The 23,326-nt window shown below is 67.5% G+C and carries 22 protein-coding genes and 1 tRNA gene; 10 read left to right on the forward strand and 13 right to left on the reverse strand.

All coding sequences use genetic code 11. The annotated features are described in order from the left end of the window. Positions 1–8 precede the first annotated feature (8 nt). Both MJO54_RS08710 and MJO54_RS08715 read left to right on the forward strand, forming a co-directional pair. Positions 9–896 (forward strand): decaprenyl diphosphate synthase, encoded by an 888-nt coding sequence (locus tag MJO54_RS08710; protein ID WP_046283900.1) that lies wholly within the window; start codon positions 9–11, stop codon positions 894–896. Next, positions 896–1,285, forward strand: coding sequence for a hypothetical protein (locus MJO54_RS08715; RefSeq protein WP_064889169.1), 390 nt, complete (start codon positions 896–898; stop codon positions 1,283–1,285). Before MJO54_RS08710 ends, MJO54_RS08715 begins: the two co-directional genes overlap by 1 nt. A gap of 12 nt (positions 1,286–1,297) precedes the next feature. On the opposite strand, the gene MJO54_RS08720 is transcribed toward MJO54_RS08715, so the two are convergent. Beyond that, positions 1,298–1,690 carry a Fur family transcriptional regulator gene (locus MJO54_RS08720; protein ID WP_046283902.1) on the reverse strand — a complete coding sequence of 131 codons (393 nt, stop codon included), beginning with the start codon at positions 1,688–1,690 and terminating at the stop codon, positions 1,298–1,300. Next, positions 1,687–2,043, reverse strand: a complete 357-nt coding sequence (locus tag MJO54_RS08725) for an ArsR/SmtB family transcription factor (protein ID WP_046283903.1) — start codon at positions 2,041–2,043, stop codon at positions 1,687–1,689. The genes MJO54_RS08720 and MJO54_RS08725 overlap by 4 nt, the downstream gene beginning before the upstream one ends. Positions 2,044–2,205: 162 nt before the next feature. On the opposite strand from MJO54_RS08725, the gene MJO54_RS08730 reads away from it, so the two are divergent. Both MJO54_RS08730 and MJO54_RS23625 read left to right on the forward strand, forming a co-directional pair. Beyond that, positions 2,206–3,588 carry a glycine--tRNA ligase gene (locus tag MJO54_RS08730; protein ID WP_046283911.1) on the forward strand — a complete coding sequence of 461 codons (1,383 nt, stop codon included), beginning with the start codon at positions 2,206–2,208 and terminating at the stop codon, positions 3,586–3,588. A 248-nt stretch (positions 3,589–3,836) separates the two neighbouring features. Continuing rightward, positions 3,837–5,438 (forward strand): PGRS repeat-containing protein, encoded by a 1,602-nt coding sequence (locus MJO54_RS23625; RefSeq protein ID WP_275564494.1) that lies wholly within the window; start codon positions 3,837–3,839, stop codon positions 5,436–5,438. A 139-nt stretch (positions 5,439–5,577) separates the two neighbouring features. Here the strand turns inward: MJO54_RS23625 and MJO54_RS08740 are convergent, their stop codons facing one another. Together MJO54_RS08740 and MJO54_RS08745 are read right to left on the reverse strand one after the other, a co-directional pair. Further along, on the reverse strand, positions 5,578–6,327 hold the full coding sequence (locus MJO54_RS08740) for a hypothetical protein (RefSeq protein ID WP_240175799.1): 750 nt from the start codon (positions 6,325–6,327) through the stop codon (positions 5,578–5,580). 4 nt (positions 6,328–6,331) lie between these two features. Continuing rightward, entirely contained in the window at positions 6,332–8,344 is a 2,013-nt protein-coding gene (locus tag MJO54_RS08745) for a TPM domain-containing protein (RefSeq protein WP_046282559.1), read from the reverse strand. Between the two features lie 137 nt (positions 8,345–8,481). Here MJO54_RS08745 and MJO54_RS08750 point away from each other — a divergent pair, with 137 nt between their 5' ends. Next, positions 8,482–9,735, forward strand: a complete 1,254-nt coding sequence (locus MJO54_RS08750; RefSeq protein WP_064889165.1) for a deoxyguanosinetriphosphate triphosphohydrolase — start codon at positions 8,482–8,484, stop codon at positions 9,733–9,735. Positions 9,736–9,760: 25 nt separating this feature from the next. Here MJO54_RS08750 and MJO54_RS08755 read toward each other — a convergent pair whose 3' ends face one another. Then, on the reverse strand, positions 9,761–10,528 hold the full coding sequence (locus MJO54_RS08755; protein WP_082108015.1) for a sensor domain-containing protein: 768 nt from the start codon (positions 10,526–10,528) through the stop codon (positions 9,761–9,763). A 258-nt stretch (positions 10,529–10,786) separates the two neighbouring features. Here MJO54_RS08755 and dnaG point away from each other — a divergent pair, with 258 nt between their 5' ends. Further along, positions 10,787–12,715 (forward strand): DNA primase, encoded by a 1,929-nt coding sequence (gene dnaG / locus MJO54_RS08760; RefSeq protein ID WP_240175800.1) that lies wholly within the window; start codon positions 10,787–10,789, stop codon positions 12,713–12,715. A gap of 182 nt (positions 12,716–12,897) precedes the next feature. On the opposite strand, the gene MJO54_RS08765 is transcribed toward dnaG, so the two are convergent. From MJO54_RS08765 to MJO54_RS08775, 3 genes are all read right to left on the reverse strand, one after another. After that, positions 12,898–13,266 carry a nuclear transport factor 2 family protein gene (locus MJO54_RS08765; RefSeq protein ID WP_046282556.1) on the reverse strand — a complete coding sequence of 123 codons (369 nt, stop codon included), beginning with the start codon at positions 13,264–13,266 and terminating at the stop codon, positions 12,898–12,900. Positions 13,267–13,347: 81 nt separating this feature from the next. Continuing rightward, a complete protein-coding gene (locus MJO54_RS08770; RefSeq protein WP_240175801.1) occupies positions 13,348–14,166 on the reverse strand; it encodes a helix-turn-helix domain-containing protein in 819 nt (272 codons plus the stop codon). A gap of 117 nt (positions 14,167–14,283) precedes the next feature. Continuing rightward, a complete protein-coding gene (locus tag MJO54_RS08775) occupies positions 14,284–14,532 on the reverse strand; it encodes a hypothetical protein (RefSeq protein ID WP_046282554.1) in 249 nt (82 codons plus the stop codon). Positions 14,533–14,666: 134 nt separating this feature from the next. Here MJO54_RS08775 and MJO54_RS08780 point away from each other — a divergent pair. Then, a tRNA-Asn gene (locus MJO54_RS08780) sits at positions 14,667–14,742 on the forward strand. Between the two features lie 15 nt (positions 14,743–14,757). Here MJO54_RS08780 and MJO54_RS08785 read toward each other — a convergent pair. Together MJO54_RS08785 and MJO54_RS08790 are read right to left on the reverse strand one after the other, a co-directional pair. Beyond that, positions 14,758–15,153, reverse strand: a complete 396-nt coding sequence (locus MJO54_RS08785) for a hypothetical protein (protein WP_046282553.1) — start codon at positions 15,151–15,153, stop codon at positions 14,758–14,760. A 50-nt stretch (positions 15,154–15,203) separates the two neighbouring features. After that, positions 15,204–17,150 (reverse strand): acyl-CoA dehydrogenase family protein, encoded by a 1,947-nt coding sequence (locus MJO54_RS08790; RefSeq protein WP_434085435.1) that lies wholly within the window; start codon positions 17,148–17,150, stop codon positions 15,204–15,206. 54 nt (positions 17,151–17,204) lie between these two features. Here MJO54_RS08790 and MJO54_RS08795 point away from each other — a divergent pair, with 54 nt between their 5' ends. The 3 genes from MJO54_RS08795 (at position 17,205) to MJO54_RS08805 (ending at position 19,909) form a co-directional block, all read left to right on the forward strand. Then, on the forward strand, positions 17,205–18,356 hold the full coding sequence (locus MJO54_RS08795; RefSeq protein ID WP_240175803.1) for an esterase-like activity of phytase family protein: 1,152 nt from the start codon (positions 17,205–17,207) through the stop codon (positions 18,354–18,356). 198 nt (positions 18,357–18,554) lie between these two features. Beyond that, a complete protein-coding gene (locus tag MJO54_RS08800) occupies positions 18,555–19,244 on the forward strand; it encodes a TetR family transcriptional regulator (protein WP_046282551.1) in 690 nt (229 codons plus the stop codon). Then, positions 19,244–19,909, forward strand: coding sequence for a TetR family transcriptional regulator (locus MJO54_RS08805; RefSeq protein WP_046282550.1), 666 nt, complete (start codon positions 19,244–19,246; stop codon positions 19,907–19,909). The genes MJO54_RS08800 and MJO54_RS08805 overlap by 1 nt, the downstream gene beginning before the upstream one ends. A 5-nt stretch (positions 19,910–19,914) precedes the next feature. Here the strand turns inward: MJO54_RS08805 and MJO54_RS08810 are convergent, their stop codons facing one another. From MJO54_RS08810 to MJO54_RS08820, 3 genes are all read right to left on the reverse strand, one after another. Next, on the reverse strand, positions 19,915–20,280 hold the full coding sequence (locus tag MJO54_RS08810) for a PAS domain-containing protein (RefSeq protein ID WP_024440654.1): 366 nt from the start codon (positions 20,278–20,280) through the stop codon (positions 19,915–19,917). A 411-nt stretch (positions 20,281–20,691) separates the two neighbouring features. Next, positions 20,692–22,500 carry a putative bifunctional diguanylate cyclase/phosphodiesterase gene (locus MJO54_RS08815; RefSeq protein ID WP_046282579.1) on the reverse strand — a complete coding sequence of 603 codons (1,809 nt, stop codon included), beginning with the start codon at positions 22,498–22,500 and terminating at the stop codon, positions 20,692–20,694. Between the two features lie 335 nt (positions 22,501–22,835). Then, positions 22,836–23,285, reverse strand: coding sequence for a MarR family winged helix-turn-helix transcriptional regulator (locus MJO54_RS08820; RefSeq protein WP_240175804.1), 450 nt, complete (start codon positions 23,283–23,285; stop codon positions 22,836–22,838). Positions 23,286–23,326: the final 41 nt, after the last annotated feature.

Raw genomic sequence — 23,326 nt, forward strand, 5'->3', positions numbered from 1 at the left:
TAGGGCGCATGGTGTTGAATCGGGCCAATCGGAAGGCTGCCTTCCCACAACTGGCCGCGGCACCCGACGACTATCCGGTGTTCCCGGACAAGTCCACCTGGCCGGTGGTGTTTCCGCAGCTGCCGTCGCCGCCGGGCGGAGGGCCGTGTCGGCCCCCGCAGCACACCTCCAAGGCTGTCGCCCCACAAATCCCCGCCGATGCATTGCCTAACCACGTTGCCGTCGTCATGGACGGCAACGGCCGTTGGGCGACCCAGCGCGGGTTGGGTCGCACCGAGGGGCACAAGATGGGCGAGGCGGTGCTCATCGACATCACTTGCGGTGCCATCGAACTCGGCATCAAATGGCTGACCGTGTACGCGTTCTCGACCGAGAACTGGAAGCGCTCCGCTGAAGAGGTCCGCTTCCTGATGGGCTTCAACCGCGAAGTGGTGCGCCGGCGCCGGGAGAACCTCAACGCGATGGGCGTGCGGATGCGCTGGGTGGGCTCGCGGCCGAAGATGTGGCGCAGCGTGATCAAAGAATTCGAGATCGCCGAAGCCATGACCGTCGGCAACGACGTCATCACCATCAACTACTGCGTCAACTACGGTGGACGCACCGAGATTGCCGAAGCCGCCCAGGCCATCGCTGAAGAAGCGGTGGCGGGGAAGCTGAACCCGAGCCGGATCAACGAGGCCACCATTGCGCGGCATCTGCACCGGCCTGACATGCCCGACGTAGACCTGCTGATCCGCACCTCCGGCGAACAGCGGTCGTCGAACTTCATGCTGTGGCAGGCGGCCTACGCCGAGTACATCTTCCAAGAGAAGCTGTGGCCGGACTACGACCGCCGCGACCTGTGGGAGGCCTGCGAGCAGTACGCCTCGCGGCAGCGCAGGTTCGGAACGGCGTGATGACGGCCCTGGCCGACCGCCTCGCCACGGTGCTCACCGAGGTGCTGGCCGTTGATGCCGAGCCCGACGGTGCGCTGACCGTCCGCCATGACGGCACACTGGCGTCGTTGCGGGTGGTGCCGATCGCGCAAGACCTCGAGTTGGTGTCGCTCACCCAGATCTTGGGGTGGGATCTGCCGCTGACCAAGAAGCTGCGTAAGCGCGCCGCCGAGCAGGCGGCGCTGAGTCAGCTCGGGACCGTCACCCTGGTCGAGAAGGATGCCGAGTCCGCAGATGTGATGCTGCGCTACAACTTTCCCGGATCGGGCCTGACCGACGACGCGCTGCGCACGCTGGTCCTGTTGGTGCTGGCCAAAGGCGTCGACATTCGGGACGCACTCAACGCCTGAGGCGTCGCGGGATCACTTCCGGCAATCGGCGCAGGTGCCGAAGATCTCGATCGTGTGCCCGACGTCGGAGTAGTCGTGCTCGGCGGCGATCCGGGCCGCCCACTCTTCGACTTCGCGGTCGCCCACCTCGACGGTGGCCCCGCAGTCGCGACAAACCAGGTGGTGGTGGTGATGCTCCGAACAGCGCCGGTACACCGCTTCGCCGGTGTCGGATCGTAGCGTGTCGACCTGGCCGGCCGTGGCCATTGCCTGCAAGGTGCGATAGACGGTGGTCAGTCCGATGTTCTCGCCGCGCTCACGCAGGGCGTCGTGCAGCTCCTGGGCCGACCGGAAGTCCTCGACGGTCTCCAGCAACGCAGAGATCGCCGCCCGCTGCCGGGTGGAGCGCACGCCGGGGGCGGTCAACGGTCCTCACCGGCATGGGCCACTGCGTCAATGGCGATGTGCGCCAAGTGATGATCGGCCAGTCGGTAGAGCACTTCGCGGCCGGAGCGTTCCCCGGCGACCACCCCGGCGGCCTTGAGGATCTTCAGATGCTGACTGACCAGCGGCTGCGGCACGCCCAGCGCGTCGACGAGTTCGTGCACGCAGCGCTGCGACTCCTGCAGCTGCAGCACGATCGCGATGCGCACCGGAGCGGCCAGCGCGCGCAGCAATTCCCCGGCGGCGTCGAGGATCTCCCGCGGTGGTGTCGCGGGGAAGGCAGGACCGGTGTGTTGGTGGCCGTCGGCCACCAGACCAGACGCTGAGGAGGGCACAGCACCACCTCCGCACGTTTTGGAAATCGTTTTCAGCTGGCCTCCACTGTTCCATGCGTGATGACGCATGTCAAAGAACGTGGGCGGTATCGATACGATGACTGATGTTTTGCGTGTCGGCGTTGCCGGCGCGGTCCCGTCAAGACAGGAGTGCACCCCCTCGTGGCGTCCATCATCGACACCGTTGCCAACCTGGCCAAGCGACGTGGCCTGGTCTTCCAGTCGGGCGAAATCTACGGCGGCACAAAGTCGGCGTGGGACTACGGGCCACTCGGGGTGGAGCTCAAGGAGAACATCAAGCGCCAGTGGTGGCGCTCCGTCGTGACGTCCCGCGACGACGTCGTCGGCTTGGACAGTGCGATCATCTTGCCGCGCCAGGTGTGGGTGGCCTCCGGTCACGTCGCGGTGTTCAACGACCCGCTGGTGGAGTGCCTCAACTGCCACAAGCGCCACCGACAGGACCACATGCAGGAAGCGGTGGCACTGAAGAAGGGGGGCAACCCCGATGACGTGCCGATGAGCGAGATCGCCTGCCCGGACTGCGGTACCAAGGGCGAGTGGACCGAGCCTCGTGACTTCAACATGATGCTCAAGACCTACCTGGGTCCGATCGAGTCCGAAGAGGGGCTGCACTACCTGCGGCCCGAAACGGCACAGGGCATCTTCGTCAACTTTGCCAACGTGGTGACCACGGCTCGGCGCAAGCCGCCGTTCGGAATCGGACAGATCGGCAAGAGCTTCCGCAACGAGATCACCCCCGGCAACTTCATCTTCCGGACCCGTGAGTTCGAGCAGATGGAGATGGAGTTCTTCGTCGAGCCGTCCACGGCCAAGGAGTGGCACCAGTACTGGATCGACGCGCGCCTGCAGTGGTACATCGACCTGGGTATCAAGCGCGAGAACCTGCGCCTCTATGAACACCCGCTCGAGAAGCTGTCGCACTACTCCGCCGGCACCACCGACATCGAGTACAAGTTCGGTTTCGCCGGGAACCCGTGGGGTGAGCTGGAAGGCATCGCCAACCGCACCAACTTCGATCTGACCACGCACTCGGAGCATTCCGGTGTGGACCTGTCGTTCTACGACCAGGCATCCGACACCCGCTACGTGCCGTACGTGATCGAACCGGCCGCCGGCCTGACCCGCTCGCTGATGGCCTTTCTGGTCGACTCGTACCACGAGGATGAGGCCCCCAACGCCAAGGGCGGGGTGGACAAGCGCACCGTGCTGCGGCTGGACCCGCGGCTGGCGCCGGTTAAGGCCGCGGTGCTGCCGCTGAGCCGCAACGCCGACCTCTCGCCGAAGGCCCGGGACCTGGCGGCCGAGCTGCGCAAGTCCTGGAACGTGGAGTTCGACGACGCCGGGGCAGTCGGCCGGCGCTACCGGCGCCAGGATGAGATCGGCACCCCGTTCTGCATCACGGTCGACTTCGACTCGCTCGAAGACCATGCCGTCACCGTGCGTGAGCGCGACACGATGTCTCAGGAGCGAGTGGCCATCGACGCGGTCTCCGACTACCTGGCCGTGCGCCTCAAGGGCTGCTGATCACTGCCCCCTGAACAGTTGCTGGGCGAGGGACGCCCGCGGCGAGACGCCACCGGTGGCCTGACGTAACCCTGTTCGGTCCGGGCCTGCCATTGGTTTGCCCCGAAGGTGTCGGGGTTCAGCGCCTCCCTGAGAGTCCGGTGCCTCGGGTTGATGTGCTGTCACAGCGCGCATTAACTTATGGAAGTCTGTATCCCGTAACGGCTTTCTGAAAGTCAAGGGTTAGTCCACACCTGGGAGGTAGGTAGATGACTATCAGTGAACGCACCACGGAACATCATCATTCACTTGGCGCCAAGGGGTGCCGCCGCAGCCGACTGATCGGGGTGGGGAGCGCGGCGGCGGCATTTTTGGCGTTCGGGATGGCTCCGTCGGCCCCGGCGCCGCAGGCGCATGCCGACGGGTTCGATTGGCTGTTGGACCTGTTCGAACCCAGCGATGTCGCGGGCGTGGCTGCCGACACCTCTGGGGTCGACGGCGTCTTCGGCGATTCGCCGTTCTGGGACCAGCTGTTGCTGGCGAATCCCGCTCTCGACCCCGCGAGTGTGATCGAGCAGTGGATGTACGCGCCGTGGCATACCGCCATGGAGGCTTGGATCACCAGTGACTTGGGCCAGCAGATCAACGACGCCATCAATCTTGCCTATGTGCAGATGAACGGCGAGGACAGCCTTAATGGTGCCTGCGGCCTGATCTGCAACGGGGTCGACGGCACCGAGACCGACCCCGACGGCGGCGCGGGCGGGTTGTGGTTCGGCGACGGCGGCGACGGCTGGGACTCCACTGTGCAGGGCGTGGCCGGTGGTGACGGTGGTGCCGCTGGATTCTTCGGTAACGGCGGCGCGGGCGGCGACGGCTGGGACTCGACCGTGGCCGGCGTGGACGGTGGTATCGGCGGTGCCGGTGGCACCGGCGGCACGGTCATGGGCGACGGCGGAGTCGGAGGTGCCGGTGGCGCCGGATACCAGGCGACGGCCAATGGCGTCGACGGCACGGCGGCCGGCTCCAACGGTGGCGCCGGCGGTATCGGGGGCGACGCCATCGCTTCGGTCTTCGGCAACGGTGGAGCGGGTGGCGTCGGTGGTGCTGGCGGTGCGGCGACTGCCAACGGGGCCAGCGGAACGGTCATCGGCGGCAACGGTGGTGTCGGTGGTACGGGCGGCAACTCGGCCGCACCCATCGGCAACGGGGGCGAAGGCGGTGCCGGCGGTGCGGGCGGTGCCGGCGGTGAAGGTACCTCCAACGGCTTCAGCGGTGACTCAACCGGCGGCAACGGCGGCAAGGGTGGCACGGGTGGTGTCGCCGAAAACGGGCACGGCGGCACCGGTGGCGTCGGTGGTGCCGGTGGCGAGGCCACGTCCAACGGCTCCCAGGGCATCGCCAACGGCGGTGACGGTGGTACCGGTGGGACCGGCGGGCAGGGCCTCATCGCCGGCACCGGCGGTGACGGTGGCGCCGGTGGCGACGCCCGGGCCAACGGCGCCGGGGGCACCGCGACCGCCGGTGACGGTGGTAGCGGTGGTGTCGGCGCCGAGGGTGCCACGGGTGCAGCAGGCACTTCCGGAGGCACCGGCGGCAAGGGTGGCGCCGGTGGTACCGGCGGCGACTCCACCACCCACGGTTCGGGCGGCGTCTCGACCGCCGGTGACGGCGGCGACGGCGGGGCTGGTGGCAACGGTGGGACCGGTGGTACCGGCGGCGCGGCCGGCGGGGCCGGCGGACAGGGCGGCGCTGCCGGCGCCGGCGGCACCGCGACGGCGACCGGCAACAGCACGGCGACCAACGGTACGGCCGGTACGGCCGGACCGGACGGCCAGCAAGGTGCTACCGGAGCAACCGCCACACCCTGACACGTAGTGGTGTAGAAGTGCCCGCACGCCTTGGCGTGCGGGCACTTTCGCTGTGGTGTCCGTTGCGGTACCGAACCGTGTGGGTGAGCCACACCGGCAGCCGCCAAGATCCGGCGACCGGTGCATGTGCTGATCGAGTTCAGTCCCCGGCGATTTCGGGGGTAGGTGGCCGGACGGGCTTGAACCAGTCGATTCGGGCGCGCCAGGACAGCACGGAGGCGTAGATGAACGCGGCGGTGCTCACGCTGGCGCAGATCCAGGTGGGCAGCGTGACCGCACTGCCGATAAGCACGCTGGTCAGCTGCGCGATGATCGCTGCGACTTTGAAGACGACCCACACCAGGTAGTACTGCGCGGCAGTCTTCGAGCGCGGATCGCTGCGCAGGGCCAGCAGTATCCGGCCGGTGAACCCGAACAGATACAGCGCGAGCGCGGCGACCAGCGCCCAGTACGCCGCGAACCACGGGCCGCCGGGAGCGAAGACATCCAGGTACTCGGGGTGCCCCCGATCGGCGACACAGAACACGACGACCATCAGCGGCAGACCGAGTTTCAGCGGCGTCGTGACGTGGCGACGCCCCAGCAAACGGGCCTGGTCCTCGTCGGTCAACCTCGCCGCCAGGTGCTCGAACATGGCCGCGACCGCGGCGAACATGCAGAGCACGGCGAGCAGGCCTGCGACGTTCCACAACCCGGACACACGGTGGACCAGCGGGTCGAAATGCGTCGGCCCCAACGGGGACATGAGCAGTCCCGCGCAACCGATGAGGACCAAGATGCGCGACGGGTTGGTGTCCCAGCGCGAACCCCAGGTGTGGCGGCGGACCCACAGGGCATACCCGCATGCCACCGGGGCCGCCGCCAACGCGACGTCGACAGGTCCGAACATGAGGCTAGAAGCGGCCGCCGCCGCCGAAGAAGCCCCCGCCCGAAGACGAGCCGCCGAACGAGGTCGGACTCCAACCTCCTCCGCCGCCACCGCCGAAGCCGCCGCCTCCGCTGAAGCCGCCGCCACCACCGGAGAGGATGTTGCCGATGATGATGCCGCCCAGCATGGCGCCGGTGTCGTTGCGGCCACCGCCGGGGTCGTTGCCGTAGCGGCCGTAGTAGGCCCGCTGCGCATCCTGTACGTCGGCCTTGGCCAGCGACTGCGCCGCGGCGGCCAGGGTGGCCGCGGCGTTGGCCTGGGTGATGGCTCCGGCGACGTCGGCGGCGCGTTTGTCGTTGGCGGCCTCGAGGCGGCGCCGTGCCTCGGCCAGCCTGGTGCGCGCTTCCGGGCCGACGCTGCCGCGACGGGTGTCGATGTATTCGGACACCGCGCGAATGCGTGACGACGCTGTGAACAGGGCCTGCTCGAGTGTGCGGGTCAACCGCTCAGCGGCCGCGCGTTCCTCGGCCACGGTGTCCAGCAGCTGGTCCAGGTCGGCGTCGGCCTTGATCAGCGCGGTGAAGGCCCCCAGGGGATCTCCGGAGGTGCGGGCCGTGGCGATGGCCTTGACCACGGTGTCACGGGCGGCGGTCAGCTCGGACTTGTGCGTGCCCACTCCGCGCTGCAGCTGGGCGGTGGCTTGGGCGATGCTGGCCTCGGCGTCGGCGATGCTCGCTGGCAGCGTGGCGACAGCGTGGCGGATGTCGCTTGCGGCGTTGTCTACTGCGTCGAGCAGGGCACGGCCCTGGCCCAGGCCCGACTCGGCGGCGCGCACCGCGTCCACCAGGTCGCTCTGTCCGCCAGTCACCGGGTGGTCGGCCAGGCTGCGCGCCCGGGTGATGTTGCGTTCGGCGAAGGCGGCCCGGTCCTGTGCGGTCTTGACGTTGCCGGACACCGAACTGAGCGCGGTGGCGTCGAATTCGGTGTGCAATTGGACGAGGTGCTGCTCGGACGCCGGAATGCGGCCGGTCAGCTCGACCAGTTGCTGGGTCAGGGCGTTGAGGCGGTCGGCGGCGTTGAGCACCAGATCGCGCAACTGCTCGAACGCGGCGCGCTGGGTCTCTAGTTCGCGGTCGGCCTTCGAGGCGGTGACGATCACCCCGGTCAGCAGGTCGCGCTGTTGGGCCGGCGTCTCGGGGATGTCATCGTCGAGCTGCTGGCGCACAGTGAAGGCGTGCTCCATGGCTGCCTTGGCCGAGGCGACGGCCTGCGCGAACGGTCGGGTGCGCTCGTCGCCGAACTCCTCGACGGCCAGCTCCAGCTCGTTGGCGCTGGTGCGCACCGCGTTGTCGACCTCGACGACTTTCTCCCGCGACAAGGCGTCCAGCGCGAACACCGGCACGTCGGACAAAGCGTTGGGGTCGGTGGGATCCACCCGCCGGGCCGCCGCCAGTGCCGCGGCGCGGCGCCGACGCCGCAGGTGGCGGACCACCAGCAGCAACACCAGGCCGGCGGCCGCCACCGCGGCCAGGGCGATCAGGATCGGTGTCCAGCTCACCTCGGTGGGTGCGGCGGCGGTGTTGAGGCCGGTGGCGGCCGCGGCGGCCGCGCCGGCCCAGTCGTTGCGGTGCAGGGCAGGTTCGATCTGGTTGCGCCGCAACGCGTCGACCTTGCTCGAGCTGATCTCGGAGATGCCGTTGGAAACCAGGAAGGCGTAGCTGCGGTCGGCGGTGGCCACGGCCAGCAGGGCGTCGTTGCTGCCGAGATCGCTGAGCCGCACCGTGCTGCGTCCCCAGTCCTCAGCGGTCTGCCCGGAGAACACGTCGACGTAGACCACCCACAGTCGGATGTGTCGGTCGGCGTAGAGCTTGTCGATCGCGTTCTGCACCTCGGCGCGCTCGGATTGTGTGAGCGCCCCGGCGCTGTCGGTGATCAAAGTGGGCAGACGCATCGGAGGCTGCGCCACGGCGCTGGGAGCTACCAGCAGCACTGCGATGAGAAACGCCAGGGCGGCGCCGGCCAGGCGGGGGATGCGCATATCGGTAAATCTATATGCGATCCGGGGGTGATCGACGCCAATTCTGCGGCCGGCCCGCCCGGTTTCGCAGCGGTCGGGTGTCGAACTTCGGCCCGCCGTGTCGTGGTCTCGGGTCGGGTCAAAATAGACTGGCGGCGGTGGCCATTAACTCCTGCGACAGCTACGACGCGCACGACCGCGAACGCATCGTGGCGGAGTCGTCGAAAACCGCCGGCCTGCCCGGAACCGGCGGCCAGCACCGCACCGACTTTGCCCGCGACCGGGCCAGGGTGCTGCACTGCGCTGCGCTGCGCCGGCTGGCGGATAAGACTCAGGTCGTCGGCCCCCGAGACGGCGACACCCCGCGCACCCGCCTGACCCACTCGCTGGAGGTCGCGCAGATCGGGCGGGGGATGGCGATCGGATTGGGCTGCGACCCTGACCTGGTGGACCTGGCTGGGCTGGCTCACGACATCGGCCACCCGCCTTACGGGCACAACGGTGAGCAGGCGCTCAACGAAATCGCCTCGAGCTGTGGCGGATTCGAGGGAAACGCGCAGAACTTCCGCATCCTGACCAGTTTGGAGCCCAAGGTTCTGGGTCCGGACGGTGCAAGTGCGGGCCTGAATCTGACCCGGGCGACGCTGGACGCGGTCACCAAATATCCGTGGCGCCGTCGCGCCGAAGACGGCTCGGTGCGGACCAAGTTCGGCTTTTACGACGACGACCGAGATGCCGCTGACTGGATGCGCCGCGGCGCACCGGAGGGACGCGTCTGTCTGGAGTCGCAGATCATGGACTGGGCCGACGACGTCGCCTACTCAGTGCATGACGTTGAAGATGGCGTCATTTCCGGCCGGATCGACCTGCGGGTGCTCGCCGACGCATCGACCGTGGCCGAGCTGACGCGTCTGGGTGACCCCCGTGGGGTGCACGATCTGGCCGCGGCGGCTCGCCGGCTCACCGAATTGCCGGTGGTGGCCGCGGTGGGTGATTTCGACGCGACTCTGTCGGCGTCGGTGGCACTGAAACGGTTGACCAGCGAACTGGTTGGGCGCTTCGCCTCCGCGGCGATCACCGCCACTCACGATGCCGCCGGCCCCGGGCCGCTGACCCGCTACCAGGCGGACCTCGAAGTGCCTGAACTGGTGCGGGCCGAAGTGGCCGTGCTGAAAACCCTTGCGGTGCAGTTCATCATATCGTCGGACCAACATCGCAGGATTCAGGCCGCCCAGCGTGAGCAGGTGCACGAGGTCGCACAGCGGCTGCTCGCCACGGCACCGGAGAGCCTGGATCCGATCTTCGTTCCAGCGTTTAACGCCGCCGCTGACGACAATGCACGGCTGCGGGTGATCGTCGACCAGATAGCGTCGTGCACCGAGGGACGGCTGGAACGCCTCGTCGCGGGCTAGTGCCATAGCGGCACCGCGGGCGAACTCAGCCGAGCTTGGCGACCTTGTCCATCATCGCCCGCACAACATCGGTGCTGCTGGTCTGCGGGTCACCGGAACCACTGGCGTTCTCGGTTCCGGTGAAGGCGATCAGGACTCCGACGATGCAGTTGTCCTGCAGCCCGATGGCACGGGTGTCCGGCGCCTTGGGACTCTTGTCGAGCACGATCGATGCGGCCAGGACGTCGTCGGTGACCCGCACGTCGGTGATGTGCATTTCGGTGCCGGGAAGGTGCGGCGATCCGGCAGTATCCGGGTCGGCTGCGTTGACCGGTTGCCCGTCGCAGTGCTTCCACTGCTCGGCGAACTTCTCGAACAGCTGCCGGGCATCTGCGGCGGTGGGCAGGGCGACCACGGCCTCCTTGACGAACATCACCCGGGTGTCGAGTGGCTTGAAGCCGTCGCGGGCGGGCTCCGGATCGATCCAGGTCTCACGCGCGTAGCTCTGGACCGGGGCGGATGCGTACACGCTGCGCTGCGCGACGTCGAGGACACCGACGCAGTCGCCGGGGGTTGCTGAGTCGTCCATCGCTTCCAAGCCGCCGTAGGACGGCGGGCCGGTGACAGTCGTGAAAGGCTGATCCAGCATCGCGGTCAGCTCGGTGCCGTTGAGCAGCACCTGCTTGACCGTCTCGCCGGTGACGCCGGCCGCACTACGCGACCGGTCGGGCAACACCAGCCAGGTCGTCACCGCGGCCGCGCCGAGCACGGCAACGGCGACAAGGGTCAGCAACCAGACCCGTTTCGAGTTCATTCACGCCCCTGACGCAGCAGTTGACCCGTCATTAAAGCATGGGCAGTCTCGACATCATGGGCTAGGCAGAAGGCGGCGACCCGCTTCGCCCGGCTCCGCCGTGCTCGCGATCGCCGCGGTGCAAATGGCGGCGACCCGCTTCGCCCGGCTCCGCCGTGCTCGCGATCGCCGCGGTGCAAATGGCGGCGACCCGCTTCGCCCGGCTCCGCCGTGCTCGCGATCGCCGCGGTGCCCGACGGCGCGCTCTAGACTGACCCAGTGCCAGGCCGTATCTCCGATCGCGACATCGCCGCCATCCGCGAACGTGTCCGGATCGAGGACGTGGTCGGTGACTATGTGCAGCTCAGGCGTGCCGGCGCGGACTCGCTGAAGGGCCTGTGCCCGTTTCACAACGAGAAGTCGCCTTCCTTCCATGTCCGGCCCAACCATGGCCTGTTCCACTGCTTCGGTTGTGGGGAAGGCGGCGACGTCTACGCCTTCGTGCAGAAGATCGAGCACGCCAGCTTCGTCGAGGCGGTGGAGCTGCTGGCCGACCGGGTCGGGCACACCATCACCTACACCGGCGCGTCGGCGACCAACATCCAGCGCGAGCGCGGCGGGCGCAGCCGGCTGATCGCCGCCAACGCGGCGGCCGCCGAGTTCTACGCTGCGGCGCTGAGTACCCCCGAGGCCGCGCCGGCGCGGAAATATCTCACCGAGCGAAACTTTGACGCCGCTGCAGCCGAGCGGTTCGGGTGCGGCTTCGCCCCGTCCGGGTGGGACGGCCTGACCAAGCATCTGCTGCGCAAGGGCTTCGAGTTCAAGGAGCTGGAGGCCGCGGGCCTGTCCCGAGAAGGGCGCCGTGGTCCGATGGACCGATTCCATCGCCGGTTGCTGTGGCCGATCCGTTCGTCGGCGGGGGAGGTGATCGGGTTCGGTGCCCGCCGGCTGTTCGACGACGACCCGATGGAGGCCAAGTACGTCAACACCCCCGAAACCACGCTCTACAAGAAGTCCAACGTGCTGTTCGGCCTGGACCTGGCCAAACGAGACATCGCCCGCGGACACCAGGCGATCGTCGTCGAGGGCTACACCGACGTGATGGCGATGCATCTGGCAGGCGTCACCACCGCGGTCGCCTCGTGCGGTACCGCCTTCGGCGATGAGCACCTCGCGATGCTGCGCCGACTGATGATGGACGACAAGTTCTTTCGGGGTGAACTGATCTACGTCTTCGACGGCGATGCGGCGGGCCGTGCGGCCGCGGTCAAGGCGCTCGAGGGTGAGCAGCAGCTGGCCGGACAGTCATTCGTCGCGGTCGCGGCCGACGGTATGGATCCCTGTGATCTGCGCCTGGCACACGGCGACGAGGCGCTACGCGACCTGGTGGCGCGCCGCACTCCGCTGTTCGAGTTTGCGGTGCGCACCGCCCTCACTGAGATGGACTTGGAGACGGCCGAGGGCCGGGTCGCTGCGCTGCGCCGCTGCGTGCCGATGGTCGCTGCGATCAAGGACCCGACACTGCGCGATGAATACGCGCGGCAGCTGGCCGGCTGGGTGGGCTGGGACGACGTCGCGCAGGTGATCGGCCGGGTGCGTGCCCGGGCCAAGAACGAGGCCAAGGGCGATGCCAAGGACAGCGGGCAGGCCCGGGACCGTCAGGCGTCTCGCGCGGCCGCCGGCCCCGCCGAACAGCCGGCGGTCGCCCGACCGAACCCGACCGATCCGACGTTGTGGCCGCAGCGTGAGGCGCTCAAAGCGGCTCTGCAGTACCCGGCCTTGGCCGGACCGGTGTTCGACACCTTGACGGTGGAGAGTTTCACCCACCCCGGTTATGCCGCGGTGCGTTCGGCGATCGACGCGGCAGGGGGGACCGCCGGGGTGGCCGGCACCGGTGGCGCACAGTGGATCGAAACGGTGCGTGAGCAGACGCCCTCGTCGCTGACCACCGCGCTGATCCACGAGCTGAGCGTGGAGGCCATCCGCGTCGACGAGGACAAGCTGCCGCGGTACATCGGCGGCGTGCTGGCCCGGCTGCAAGAGGTGTGGGTGGGCCGACAGATCGCCGAGGTCAAGTCCAAGCTGCAGCGCATGTCACCGGTGGAGCACAGCGACGAATACCACGCGCTCTTCGGCGATCTGGTGGCCATGGAGGCCTACCGGCGCAGTCTGCTGGAGCAGGCCAGCGGCGATGATCTGACCGCCTGATCGCAAGCCCGGCCGGAGGTCGGGTGTAGCGGGTCAGGCGTGATCGGCACCGCCTGATCGCAAGCCCGGCCGGAGGTCGGGTGCAGCGGGTCAGGCGTGATCGGCACCGCCTGATCGCAAGCCCGGCCGGGCGTGCGGAGCCGGCCGCGAGTGACCGGCCGTCGGCACGCTCGGGCGACGGGCTAGGCGGCGGCGGGGACCTTGTCGAAGAATCCGAGTACCTTCTGGATGCGGCCAGCGCCGTCGGTAAGGACCACGTCGAACCCGACGATCGGTGCCTCCTGGTTGGCCGGGCCGAGCTCCCAGCGGAACCGGGCCTGGTCATGGTGCGCGTCGACCGGTCCGACCAGGCGGAACTCGAAGCCTGGGAACTGTCCTTGTACAGCAGCAATGGTGGCGCTGATCGCCTCGGGGCCGTCGGCCACCGCCAGTGGGTCGACGAAGCTGGCGTCGGCGCAGAACAGTGCGTCCACGGCTGCGCGCCGGACGGTCGGGTCGCTCTCGTTCCATGCGTCGATGTAGCGCTGCGCCAAATCCTCGAACGCTGTCATGGTGTTCCTCCTTGAGGTGACTGGCCGGACCGTTCCGGCCTGGGCGTCTTCCACAATCACCGAGTAGGCCGGGCGTGTCGATTACGTCTCAGGTAGTGGTCGCGGGGCGCCCAGGTAGGCGGCCGTGGCGGCGTCGGCGGGCAAGAACGACTCGATGGCGAGTTCGGACAAGGTGATGTCGACGGCGGTGCCGAACGTCGCGATCATCGCGAGGAAGGACAGGTCAGTCTCGCCGACCCGCAGCCGCAGCGGTACGTAGACGGTGCCCGGCGGGGTTGACGTAGGCGGGTCGCCGGGATCGTCGTGCGGGAAGGCGGCCAGCTCGTCGTGCAGTGCGAGCATCTCGTCGTCGGCGCGCGCCATGGCACTGCGGCGCAGGCCGCCCAGCACGAACGCGCGCCACTGGGAGAGATTGCCGATGTGCGGCGCCATGCCCTCGGGGTGCAGGGTCAGGCGCAGTGCGTTGAGCGGCCGCTCGGCCAGCAGGGCGGGGGAGACGACCTGGGTGAGCACGCCGATCGCGGTGTTGGCGTCGAGCACGTTCCATGTCCGGTCCACAGCCAGCGCCGGGTAGGGCTCGTGGGCGGCGAGCACCTCGCGAATCGCTGCTCGGGCCGAGGCCATTTCCGGTGCGGTCAGACTGTGTTCGGGATAGATCGGGGCGAAGCCGGCGGCCAGCAGTAGCCGGTTGCGGTCTCTAAGCGGGACGTCGAGGTGCTCGGCAATGCGAAGCACCATGTCCCGGCTCGGTTGGGAACGCCCCGTCTCGACGAAGCTGAGATGGCGGGTGGAGATGGCGGCTTCGTTGGACAGGTCGAGCTGACTGACCCGCCGATGCGTGCGCCAATGCCGCAGCAGCGCGCCGAATGGGACCGGGGCGGGCATTCGGGTCGTCGTCATGCGGGCAAGTCTTCCCCAGGCTGATGGTCTTCACCATGACGTGAGAGGTAATCGCCTTCATGCAAGCGCGGGGGACAACGTGGGGGCCCACATGGTCAAAACGACCGCCGCAGTGCCCTAGCGGTCGTCTTCGGGCTCGACCGGCGTGACGATCGACGTACCGTCCTCGAGTTCGGTCAGCGTCACCATCGCCGAGTCGGGATGGATCCGGTCGGCGATGGTGCGCCGTCCCTTGTCGATCAGCGCCTTGGCGACCGGGCTGCTCGTCACCGCGTGATAGGTGCCGACAATCTGCTCGTAGCGGCGGCGGCCGGCCTTGGTGCCCATCACATAGCCGACCCCCATCACCACGACATACCCGATCAATGCGGCCCCTTAGAACAGTCGATGCAGTGCTTCCATCCTGCCTCACGCGGTGCAACGGGGGCCGGGTGCGACCCCCGTTGCACAGCGGTGGTTTCGGTATGCGCTAGAGTCTTGCAAGTCCGCGAGGACAGCAATCCCCTGTAGCTCAATTGGCAGAGCATTCGGCTGTTAACCGGAGGGTTGGTGGTTCGAGTCCACCCGGGGGAGCCACGTTTGAGACCGGCGTTAGTCCAGCCGGGGAATCACCGAAGGACCAGCCTGCGAAGGCGGCTGCTGCGGTGCGAACATCCCCGGCACCTGCTGTGACTGTGCGCCCTGCTGCTTGGCCGCACGGGCCTGGGCGAGCGCGTTGACCAGCGGGTTGTTGGCCATCATCTCGCGGCGCTCTTCTTCGCTGAGCTCGTAGATCGCCCACGCGCCCCAAGCAGCCGGACGCACGTACACGGTGACCTGCTGGCGGCCGTTGTTGAAGACGGCGGGAACTGCCACGGCCCGGTCGGTGGCCGCGAAGGTGGCCATCTCCTCGGTGATCCGCTCGAGATCAGCGGTTTCGTGCAGCTCGTAGGTGGGCGCTTGCACGCCCTTGGTGGGGGTGGCATTCAGGGCGAGGAACCACGCCATGAGAGGTACTCCTTTGTTCGGTCAGGGGTCCAGACAGCCTATAAACAGGGCTACCCGGTGGACGCACCGGCGGGCGGTACCGACAAGTGTTCGGGATGCAGCATTTCGGCGTACCGCAATTCTTCGGGGATGCCGAACCCGTCGATCAGAGTCTGTGCGTGCGGGCGCAATTTCCGGCACCGGTCATTGATGCCGCGGGTGACGGCCTTGGCTCGATCGGTGGACAGATACCGGTGCTCGATGTACCAAGCTTTGTCGTCCTCGATGACGCTGAGCGCGTACAGGTCGCACACCAGCTCGAGCAGTTCACGGGCGTCGGGATCCGCGCAGGATTCGATTCCGGCGACGAACGCCTCCAGAACGACTCGGTCGATGTGTGCGGTGGCCGCATGCAGCATGTGATCTTGGACCGCGTTGAAGGCGTCGAAGTCGCTCATCTCCTGGGACTTGGCCCTCAGCCGCCGTGCCACCGAGGTCAGCAGGTATTCCTCGCGGTCTTCGAACATGTGCACCTGGGTGCCGCGATTGAACAGGCTGCCCTCCTCCTCGCTGTCCTGTCTGGCGTCCACGATGGTCTGGATGATCGTTTCGGCCGCAGTGCGTTTGAGCACCCGATCCCCGACAGTCTCGGCCGCGAAACGCACCCATCCGACCGGGCTCATGTCGGCGATGTCATCGGCGTAGGTGGTCAGCAGCTGCTTGGCCACCAGTTGCGTCAGGACGTGGTTGTCGCCCTCGAAGGTGGTGAACACATCGATGTCGGCGCGCAATGCGATCAGCCGGTTCTCGGCCATGTAGCCGGCGCCGCCGCAGGCCTCGCGCGCCTCTTGGATGGCCCGGGATGCGTGCCAGGTGTTGGCCGCCTTGAGCCCGGCTGCTCGTGCCTCCAGTTCGCGCTGCTCTTCGGCGTCGGGCTCGTCGGTGGTCTGTAGATCATGGCAGCGGCCCACCAGCTCGTTCTGGGCGAACTGCAGTGCATAGGAGCGGGCAATCAGCGGGAAGAGGCGACGCTGGTGGACCAGGTAATCCATGATCAGCACCTCGTTTTTCGCCCCGTCGTCGCTCGGGGCGCTGAACTGCCTGCGCTGCAACGCATATCGGGTAGCGATATCCAGGGCGACCCGGGCGGCTGCACCCGCGCTTCCGCCCACCGAGACCCGGCCCCGGATCAGGGTGCCGATCATGGTGAAGAACCGCCGGCCATCGCTCTCGATCGACGACCGGTAGCTGCCGTCGGCCTCCACATCGGCATAGCGATTCAGCAGGTTCTCCCGGGGCACCCGGACGTGATCGAAGACAATGCGTCCGTTGTCCACGCCGGGAAGACCGCCCTTGTAGTGGCAGTCGGAGGTGGTCACGCCGGGCAGATCGTTGCCCTCCTCGTTGCGGATCGGCACCAGGAAACAATGCACACCGTGGTTTTCGCCATCGGTGATGAGCTGGGCGAAAACTGCCGCAACGGTGGCGGTTTCGGCGGCCCCACCGATGTAGTCCTTGCGTGCCGATCCCGTCGCGGAGTCGATCACGAATTCCTGGGCTGCCGGGTCGTAGGTGGCGGTGGTCTCCAGCGACTGCACGTCGCTGCCGTGGCCGGTCTCGGTCATCGCAAAACACCCGAGCAGGTCGAGGTCGATGATCTTCTCGACGTAGGCGCGGTGGTGGCGTTCGGTGCCCAGGTTCTCCACGGCGCCCCCGAACAGCCCCCATTGGACCCCGGCCTTGACCATCAGCGACAGATCCGACATGGCCAACATCTCGATCATGGTGATCGCCGCGCCGACGTCGCCGGTGCCGCCGTGTTCCTTGCGGAAACTGTCCGCCGCCACGCCAGAGCCGGCCATGATCCGGAGTTGTTCGGCGACCTTGGCGCGGGCGATCGCTGTGTTCGGTGTGTAGTGCGGACGAAACTTCTCATCGCGCAGAGTGGTCCGGACTTGGTTTTTCACCGTCCGCCAGCGGCCGTCCAAGGTGTCGCGCAGGGAATCGGAAGTGGTCACCTCATGCACCGTATCCAGGCGGGGCCACCGGTAAACCGGGTTTAGATTACGGATGTGCGTGGGCGGAGCCGGTTGCCGGCGTTGTGCGGTGTGCTGCTGACCGGCGGCGCTGCGCTTGCGGGTTGCGCGCCGTGCGAGACCCCCACGGCCACAGCCGGACTGCAGTATCTCGGCCAGGCTCTACTGGCGCCGAACAGCAGGTTCGCCGGAACGGTCGTGGGCGGCCTGTCCGGGATCAGCTACGATCCCGGGCGCGACTGCTACTACGTGATCAGCGACGACCGCTCGGCCAACGGGCCGGCCCGTTTCTACACGGTGCGGCTCTCGGTGTCCGACCGCGGCATCGACGGGGTGGCGATCACCGCCATGAATCCACTGTTGGACTCTGACGGGCACCCGTTTGCGCCCCAGGCGTTCGACGCGACGCCGCCGGTCATACCGCCCGACCCCGAAGGCATCGCGTTCGATGCCGGTCGGCAGCGGTTGTATTGGTCCTCAGAGGGGGAGCGGCGCACCGACGGCCCACGCGGCGCGGTGTTGGCCGACCCGTGGGTGCGTACCGCCGGCCTGGACGGCAGCTACCTCGGCCGGTTCACCATGCCGCCGCAGCTGGCGATGTCGGCGCAATCCACCGGGCCGCGCCGCAACACCACCCTCGAGGGTCTGACGGTGACCGCCGACGGACGAATGCTGTTCGCCGCAATGGAGGGCCCGGGGTACGACGACGGCCCGCTGCCGGATCGCGACCACGGCGCGCTGACTCGCATCACCGCCTACCGACTCGACGCTGGCACCGGCTCCGGCGCTCCGGTCGCCCAATACGCCTACCCGCTGGAGCCTGCGCCTGTACCGGCCAAAACCAACGGCCTCACCGATCTGGTGGCCCTGTCGGACACCGCGTTCCTGGTGATCGAGCGGGCGTTCAGTGACCGCCCTACGGTGCGACTGTTTCGCGCCGATATCGCCGGTGCCACCGATGTGCTCGATATGCCGGCGCTTGCGGGTTCAGCCGTGACGCCGATGACTAAGACTTTGGTGGCCGACCTGTCCACCACACCCGGTCTGGACCCGCTGGACAACATCGAGGGGCTGACGCTGGGCCCGCGTCTGCCCGATGGCAGGCAGACGGTGGTGCTGGTCAGTGACGACAACTTCTCGCCGCGCGAGGTAACCCAGTTCGTCGCCTTCGCGATACCCGCCGACTAGCCGGACAACGGTGATCGCCGGCGCGACAGTCTCAAGCAGACCGAATACAATCTGGCACCACGTAATTGGCGTTTTCAGAATGTCATCAGAGGTGAATGACGATTTCAAGTATAGAAATGAGTCAACTTCGTCATTCGACTGATAGCGTAACCCGGGTGTGGTACGACTGCTGGTCAGCGACGAGGCTGAGATCGCGCGTTGGCTGAGTCGACCGACCGGCGCGCCGATGCGACGCGCCAGCAGATCATCCGTGCCGCTGCGCATCAGTTCGCCCAGCGGCCCTTTCACGACGTCGGCCTCGACGACATTCTGGCTGAAGCGGAATTGACCAAGGGCGCGATGTATTTCCATTTCCGCTCTAAGCACGCTCTGGCCTTGGCTGTCATCGACGAACAACTCGCCAAGACGGGCACAGCGATCCGGGCGTTGGTGGACCGCAAGCTTTCCGGCTTGGAAACGCTGCTTGACGTGGGCTACCTCATGGCAGTCGAAGACCTCACCAGTGACAGTGCCCGAGCAATGCTGCATCTGCTCCCGGTGGTCGGCGGTGCCGAGGGGCTGCAGGCCACCGTGCTCAACAATGCGATTCAGGCGTTGAGCGTGGTGACCGAGCGGGCGATCACCGAAGGCGACGTCCTGGACCGCGATCCGCACGATGTGGCCCGGATGATGGTGGCGCTGTACCTGGGTTTGCGACAGGCCGGCAATCTTGATGAGCCCGAACAGTTCTTGCGTGAGTTGGAGCGGGTCTGGTCGGTTGTGCTGCCCAGTGTGGTGCCTGCCGATCGTATCGACTATTTCGTTCAGTTCGTTCGTCGCCGCACCGCGTTGGCGGTCAAGACCACTGCGGCGGCGAAGTCGGCGGTGCCCGAAGGGGAGGCCGGCTGATGGCGCGTCAGGTCCGGTCCGAGGCGACCCGGCGCAAGCTCCTCGATGCGGCCATCGACGTCTTCGGCGAGGCCGGCTACGTCGCTGCCGGGCGAACCGCGATCATCGAGCGGGCCGGGGTGACCAAGGGAGCGCTGTACCACCACTTCGACTCGATGGATTCGTTGGTGACCGCCATCATCGAGGGCGGCTTCGCCACGGTGTTGACCACGTTCCGGAGCATGTGCCAGCCGTCCTCGCCCGCGCTGGAGGGGATGATCCACGGCATGTTCGCCGTCACGGAGTTGTTGTCCGTCGACAAGGAGGCGCGGGCCGCGGGTCATCTGGTCTTCGCATTGGCCGAATCCAACGAATTGGGGGCTGAGGTCGGCGGCGAATGGGCGGACGCGGTCACTGCCCAGACCGCGCGCGCGATCGCCGAGGGTGACCTGTGCGAGGAACTCGATGCCCGCCAAGTTGCCGAGTCGATCACCTCGGCGATGCTCGGCACGTGGCTGCTGACGCACTACGCCGGTGACAGCATCGGCCGGGTGACCCGGATGTGGGAGACGCTGTTGCCGGCGATCGTGGTGGCCGACTCACTGCCGTATTTCCGGCAGTTCCTGGCGCGCGACGCGCTGCGCTATCAGAACGGCAGTGGCGGCGCGGCGGCCGCCGAGCGCTGACGGCGCTAGCGCTCTTCCAACCAGAGTTGCTCGGTGAGGTCTTGGAACGTGGCGAGCGCAACCCGGTCGTCGGCACGTTCGAGCGCTGACTTGCTCATCAGGGCGCGTACCGTCGAGCCGTCCCGATGCTCCAGGGAGACAACCAGATTCGCCAGCGAATGCATCACCGACAGGGCCGATTCCTCAGCCGGCGGAACCTGGCCGAAGATCTGCCGAAACTCCAGAGCCAGCACCTCTTCTTGGGTGTAGCCCAGCATGGCGGCGAACCCGCTGTTGGCGAACAAGATGGTGCCGTCGTCGGCGATCGCGAGCACCGGAACGGGGATCCGCTCGAGCGCGACCAGGGCCGGCAGCTGCCGCAGTGTGTCCATCGGTGCCAGAGGGGTTTGCGCGTTCCGCCGTCGCTCCATGTGTCTGATTATGACGGGCGCCGCGGACGGCGTGGGCAGGGTTCGCCGCTGTCGGTTGTGACCGCGGCGCGCACGATACATAGGCAGCCGACGTGATGTGACGCACAGTCTTGTATGGATTGAACACCATCCAAAAGGTATGTACTATCTCCGCTTATGCGAGGAACTGGTTTGTACGGCTCGGGCGCGCTGCGGCGTGCGCCGAGGCCGGCGAGTTCCTCCCGAAGCTTCGCCCGGGGCACCTTGAGGGGTCCGCATCGCCGTGTGTCGCCGCACGCCGAGCCGCGTTGGTGCACCGCACCGACTGCAGCGCTCGCCGGCAGGCAGACGGGGGTGCGGTTGCGTGCCACTTTCTACCGGGCGATGTTCTTGTCAGATCACCAAAGCCTGGCTGTCGGCCAGGAAAGGCATCGCCATCCAGCGTGACGCCAGCATCGCTTCGGCGGCGGGCCCCGGCACCGGGCGGGAGAACAGGAATCCCTGCGCGCGGTGACAACCGTGCCGCATCAAGGTGAGTGCGGCCGCGGACGTTTCCACACCCTCGGCGACCACCTGCAGGCCGAATGCCTCGGCCAGGGCGATGATCGCTCGCACGATCGCGAGATCGCCCGGATTGACGCCCAATTCGCGCACGAACACGGTATCGATCTTCAGGGTGTCGACCGGCAGATCCTTCAGGTGTGACAGGACGGCGTAACCGGTGCCGAAGTCGTCGATGGCGATCTGCACCCCGGCTTCACGCAGTTCCGCCAGCGTACGACGGGTGTTCTCGATGTTCTGCACCACCGCGCGCTCGGTGATCTCCAGGCACAGCGAGCCGGGACGGAGGCCGAATTCGTTGATGGTTTCCACCACGTTCTGGACGAAACCGCGGGCCGCCAACTGGACCGGCGAGACGTTGATGCGCAGGGTGGCGTTGGTCCGCACGCCGTTGGTCTGCCATTGGCTGAATTCGGCGCACGCGGTGCGCATCACCCATCGGCCCAGATCATCGGCCAGGTTGGCGGATTCGGCGATGCTGATGAACGAACTCGGCAACAGCAGCCCGCGGGTGGGATGGCGCCAGCGGACCAGCGCCTCCACCGCGACGATGGCGCCGCTCCACAGATCGACCTCGGGCTGGTAGTACAACAGCAACGACTCGTCGTCGATCTTGCCCTGCATGTGCAGTTCGATGTCCTTGCGGAACAAGCTCTTCAGCGACATGTCGTCGGTGGAGCTGACGGTCTGGTTGCCGCCGCCGCGTTTCGCGGCCAGGACGGCCTCGTCGGCGCGGTGCAGCAGACCAGCGCTGGTGTCTTCCCCGGGCAGGCCCACCGTCACGCCCACACTGACCGTGCTGTTGACCGTGTGGCCCTGGATCTCCACCCGCTCGCGCAATGCGCCTTGCAGCCGGTCGGCGAACGTCTCGGCGCTGGCCATCGACATCGGCCAGTCCGGGATGACGACGAATTCGTCCCCGCCGATCCGTGCTGCCATGGTCCGGTTCCCGGCATAGGTGCGTAGCCGCCGGGCGAAGTCCTGGATGAACCAGTCGCCGGCGGCGTGACCAAGGTAGTCGTTGATCGGCTTGAGCCGGTCGAGGTCGATGTAGAAGACGCCGACCGGGCCGGGGTTGCCGGCGACGAGGCGTTCGGACAGGTGGGCGACCAGCGCGCGGCGGTTGTGCAGGCCGGTCAGGTCGTCATGATCTGCCAGGTAGCGCAGTCGCTCCTCGGCCGCGACACGGGCCTGCAACTGCGCGAACAGCGACGCGATCGCCTCTATTGTGTTGAGTTCTTCGGGCCGCCACTTGGGTCGGCGGAACTTGACCAGGCCGAGCATGCCGATGGTCACCGGTCCGGAGATCAACGGTGCGGTGGCCACCGACAGTGATTCGATGGCGTGGTCCTTTGCCATCTGGCGCACATAGCCGGACTCGTTCGGGTCCGGCCGGATGACCGCCACCCGCTTGCCGTGCGCACAGGTGGTGAAGACCGGATCAGCGGTGGTGAAGGATACGACCGCCAACGGGTCGGGCTCCGGGGCGTCGGTGCGCGGCGGCCATTCGGCCACCAGCTTGGAGGCCCGGATCTCATGGTCGTTGTGGCGCAGGAATCCGGCGTCGACGTTGAGTTGCTCCACCAACGTCTGCAGCACACGTTCGCTGACCGCGGCAGCTGTCGATGGTGTGGTGGCCATCAGTTGGGCGGCGATTGAGGTGACCAGCGCCAATCTGTCCGCCACGATGTCCTTCCCCCGAAGACCGGCAGCCCAATGGGCGAGCCGCGAGGTGCCGCAGGGGGCCTAGGATCGCTTCGGGCCGATGCCGCTGTCGAGCATATTCGAAAAGGCGCCCAAGCTGGAAACTTCTCAGCTGAATTGCGGCTGCTAGATCGATCGGCGCGGCCCGATGGCGCCGACCCGCGGCGCGCGGCTTCGCCGCGCTTGCGATCGGCGCGGCCCGATGGCGCCGACCCGCGGCGCGCGGCTTCGCCGCGCTTGCGATCGGCGCGGCCCGATAGCGCCCGATTGCGCTAGCGGACCGGTCGGGTCGGGCCGGCCTCGGCCAGGAACCGGTGCAGCACCTCGACCGCGTCGGCAAGCGTCCGGCGGTCTTCGGCGGAAAGCCGGTCCAATTCGGGGTCCAGCGCCGCCGCCCGGTCCTGGCGTACCCGCGCCATGGTCTCGACACCCTTGTCGGTGATCCGGATCAACACGGCTCGGGCGTCGAGCGGGTCAGGAGTGCGGGTGGTCAGGCCGGCGTCCTCGAGTCGGCGCACCTGGGTGGTCATTGTCGGCTGGGAGCAATGGTCCACCGCCGCCAGGTCGGAGATCCGGGCCACGTCCAGGTCCTCGATAGTGGACAGCAGTCGTGCCTGTGCCCCTGGAATGGGCAACGCAACTCGTTGGGTAGCGAGCCGGTTGAGCCGCGAGACAATGCTGAGCAAATCGGCTCCAAGGCTGGCTTGGGCGGGGGCTACCATCGGGCGAGTATTTCACATGCGTGCACGAAAGTGGACCAGCT

Origin of the sequence: Mycolicibacter virginiensis (genome assembly GCF_022374935.2) — a bacterium.
GTDB classification, from domain to species: domain Bacteria; phylum Actinomycetota; class Actinomycetes; order Mycobacteriales; family Mycobacteriaceae; genus Mycobacterium; species Mycobacterium virginiense.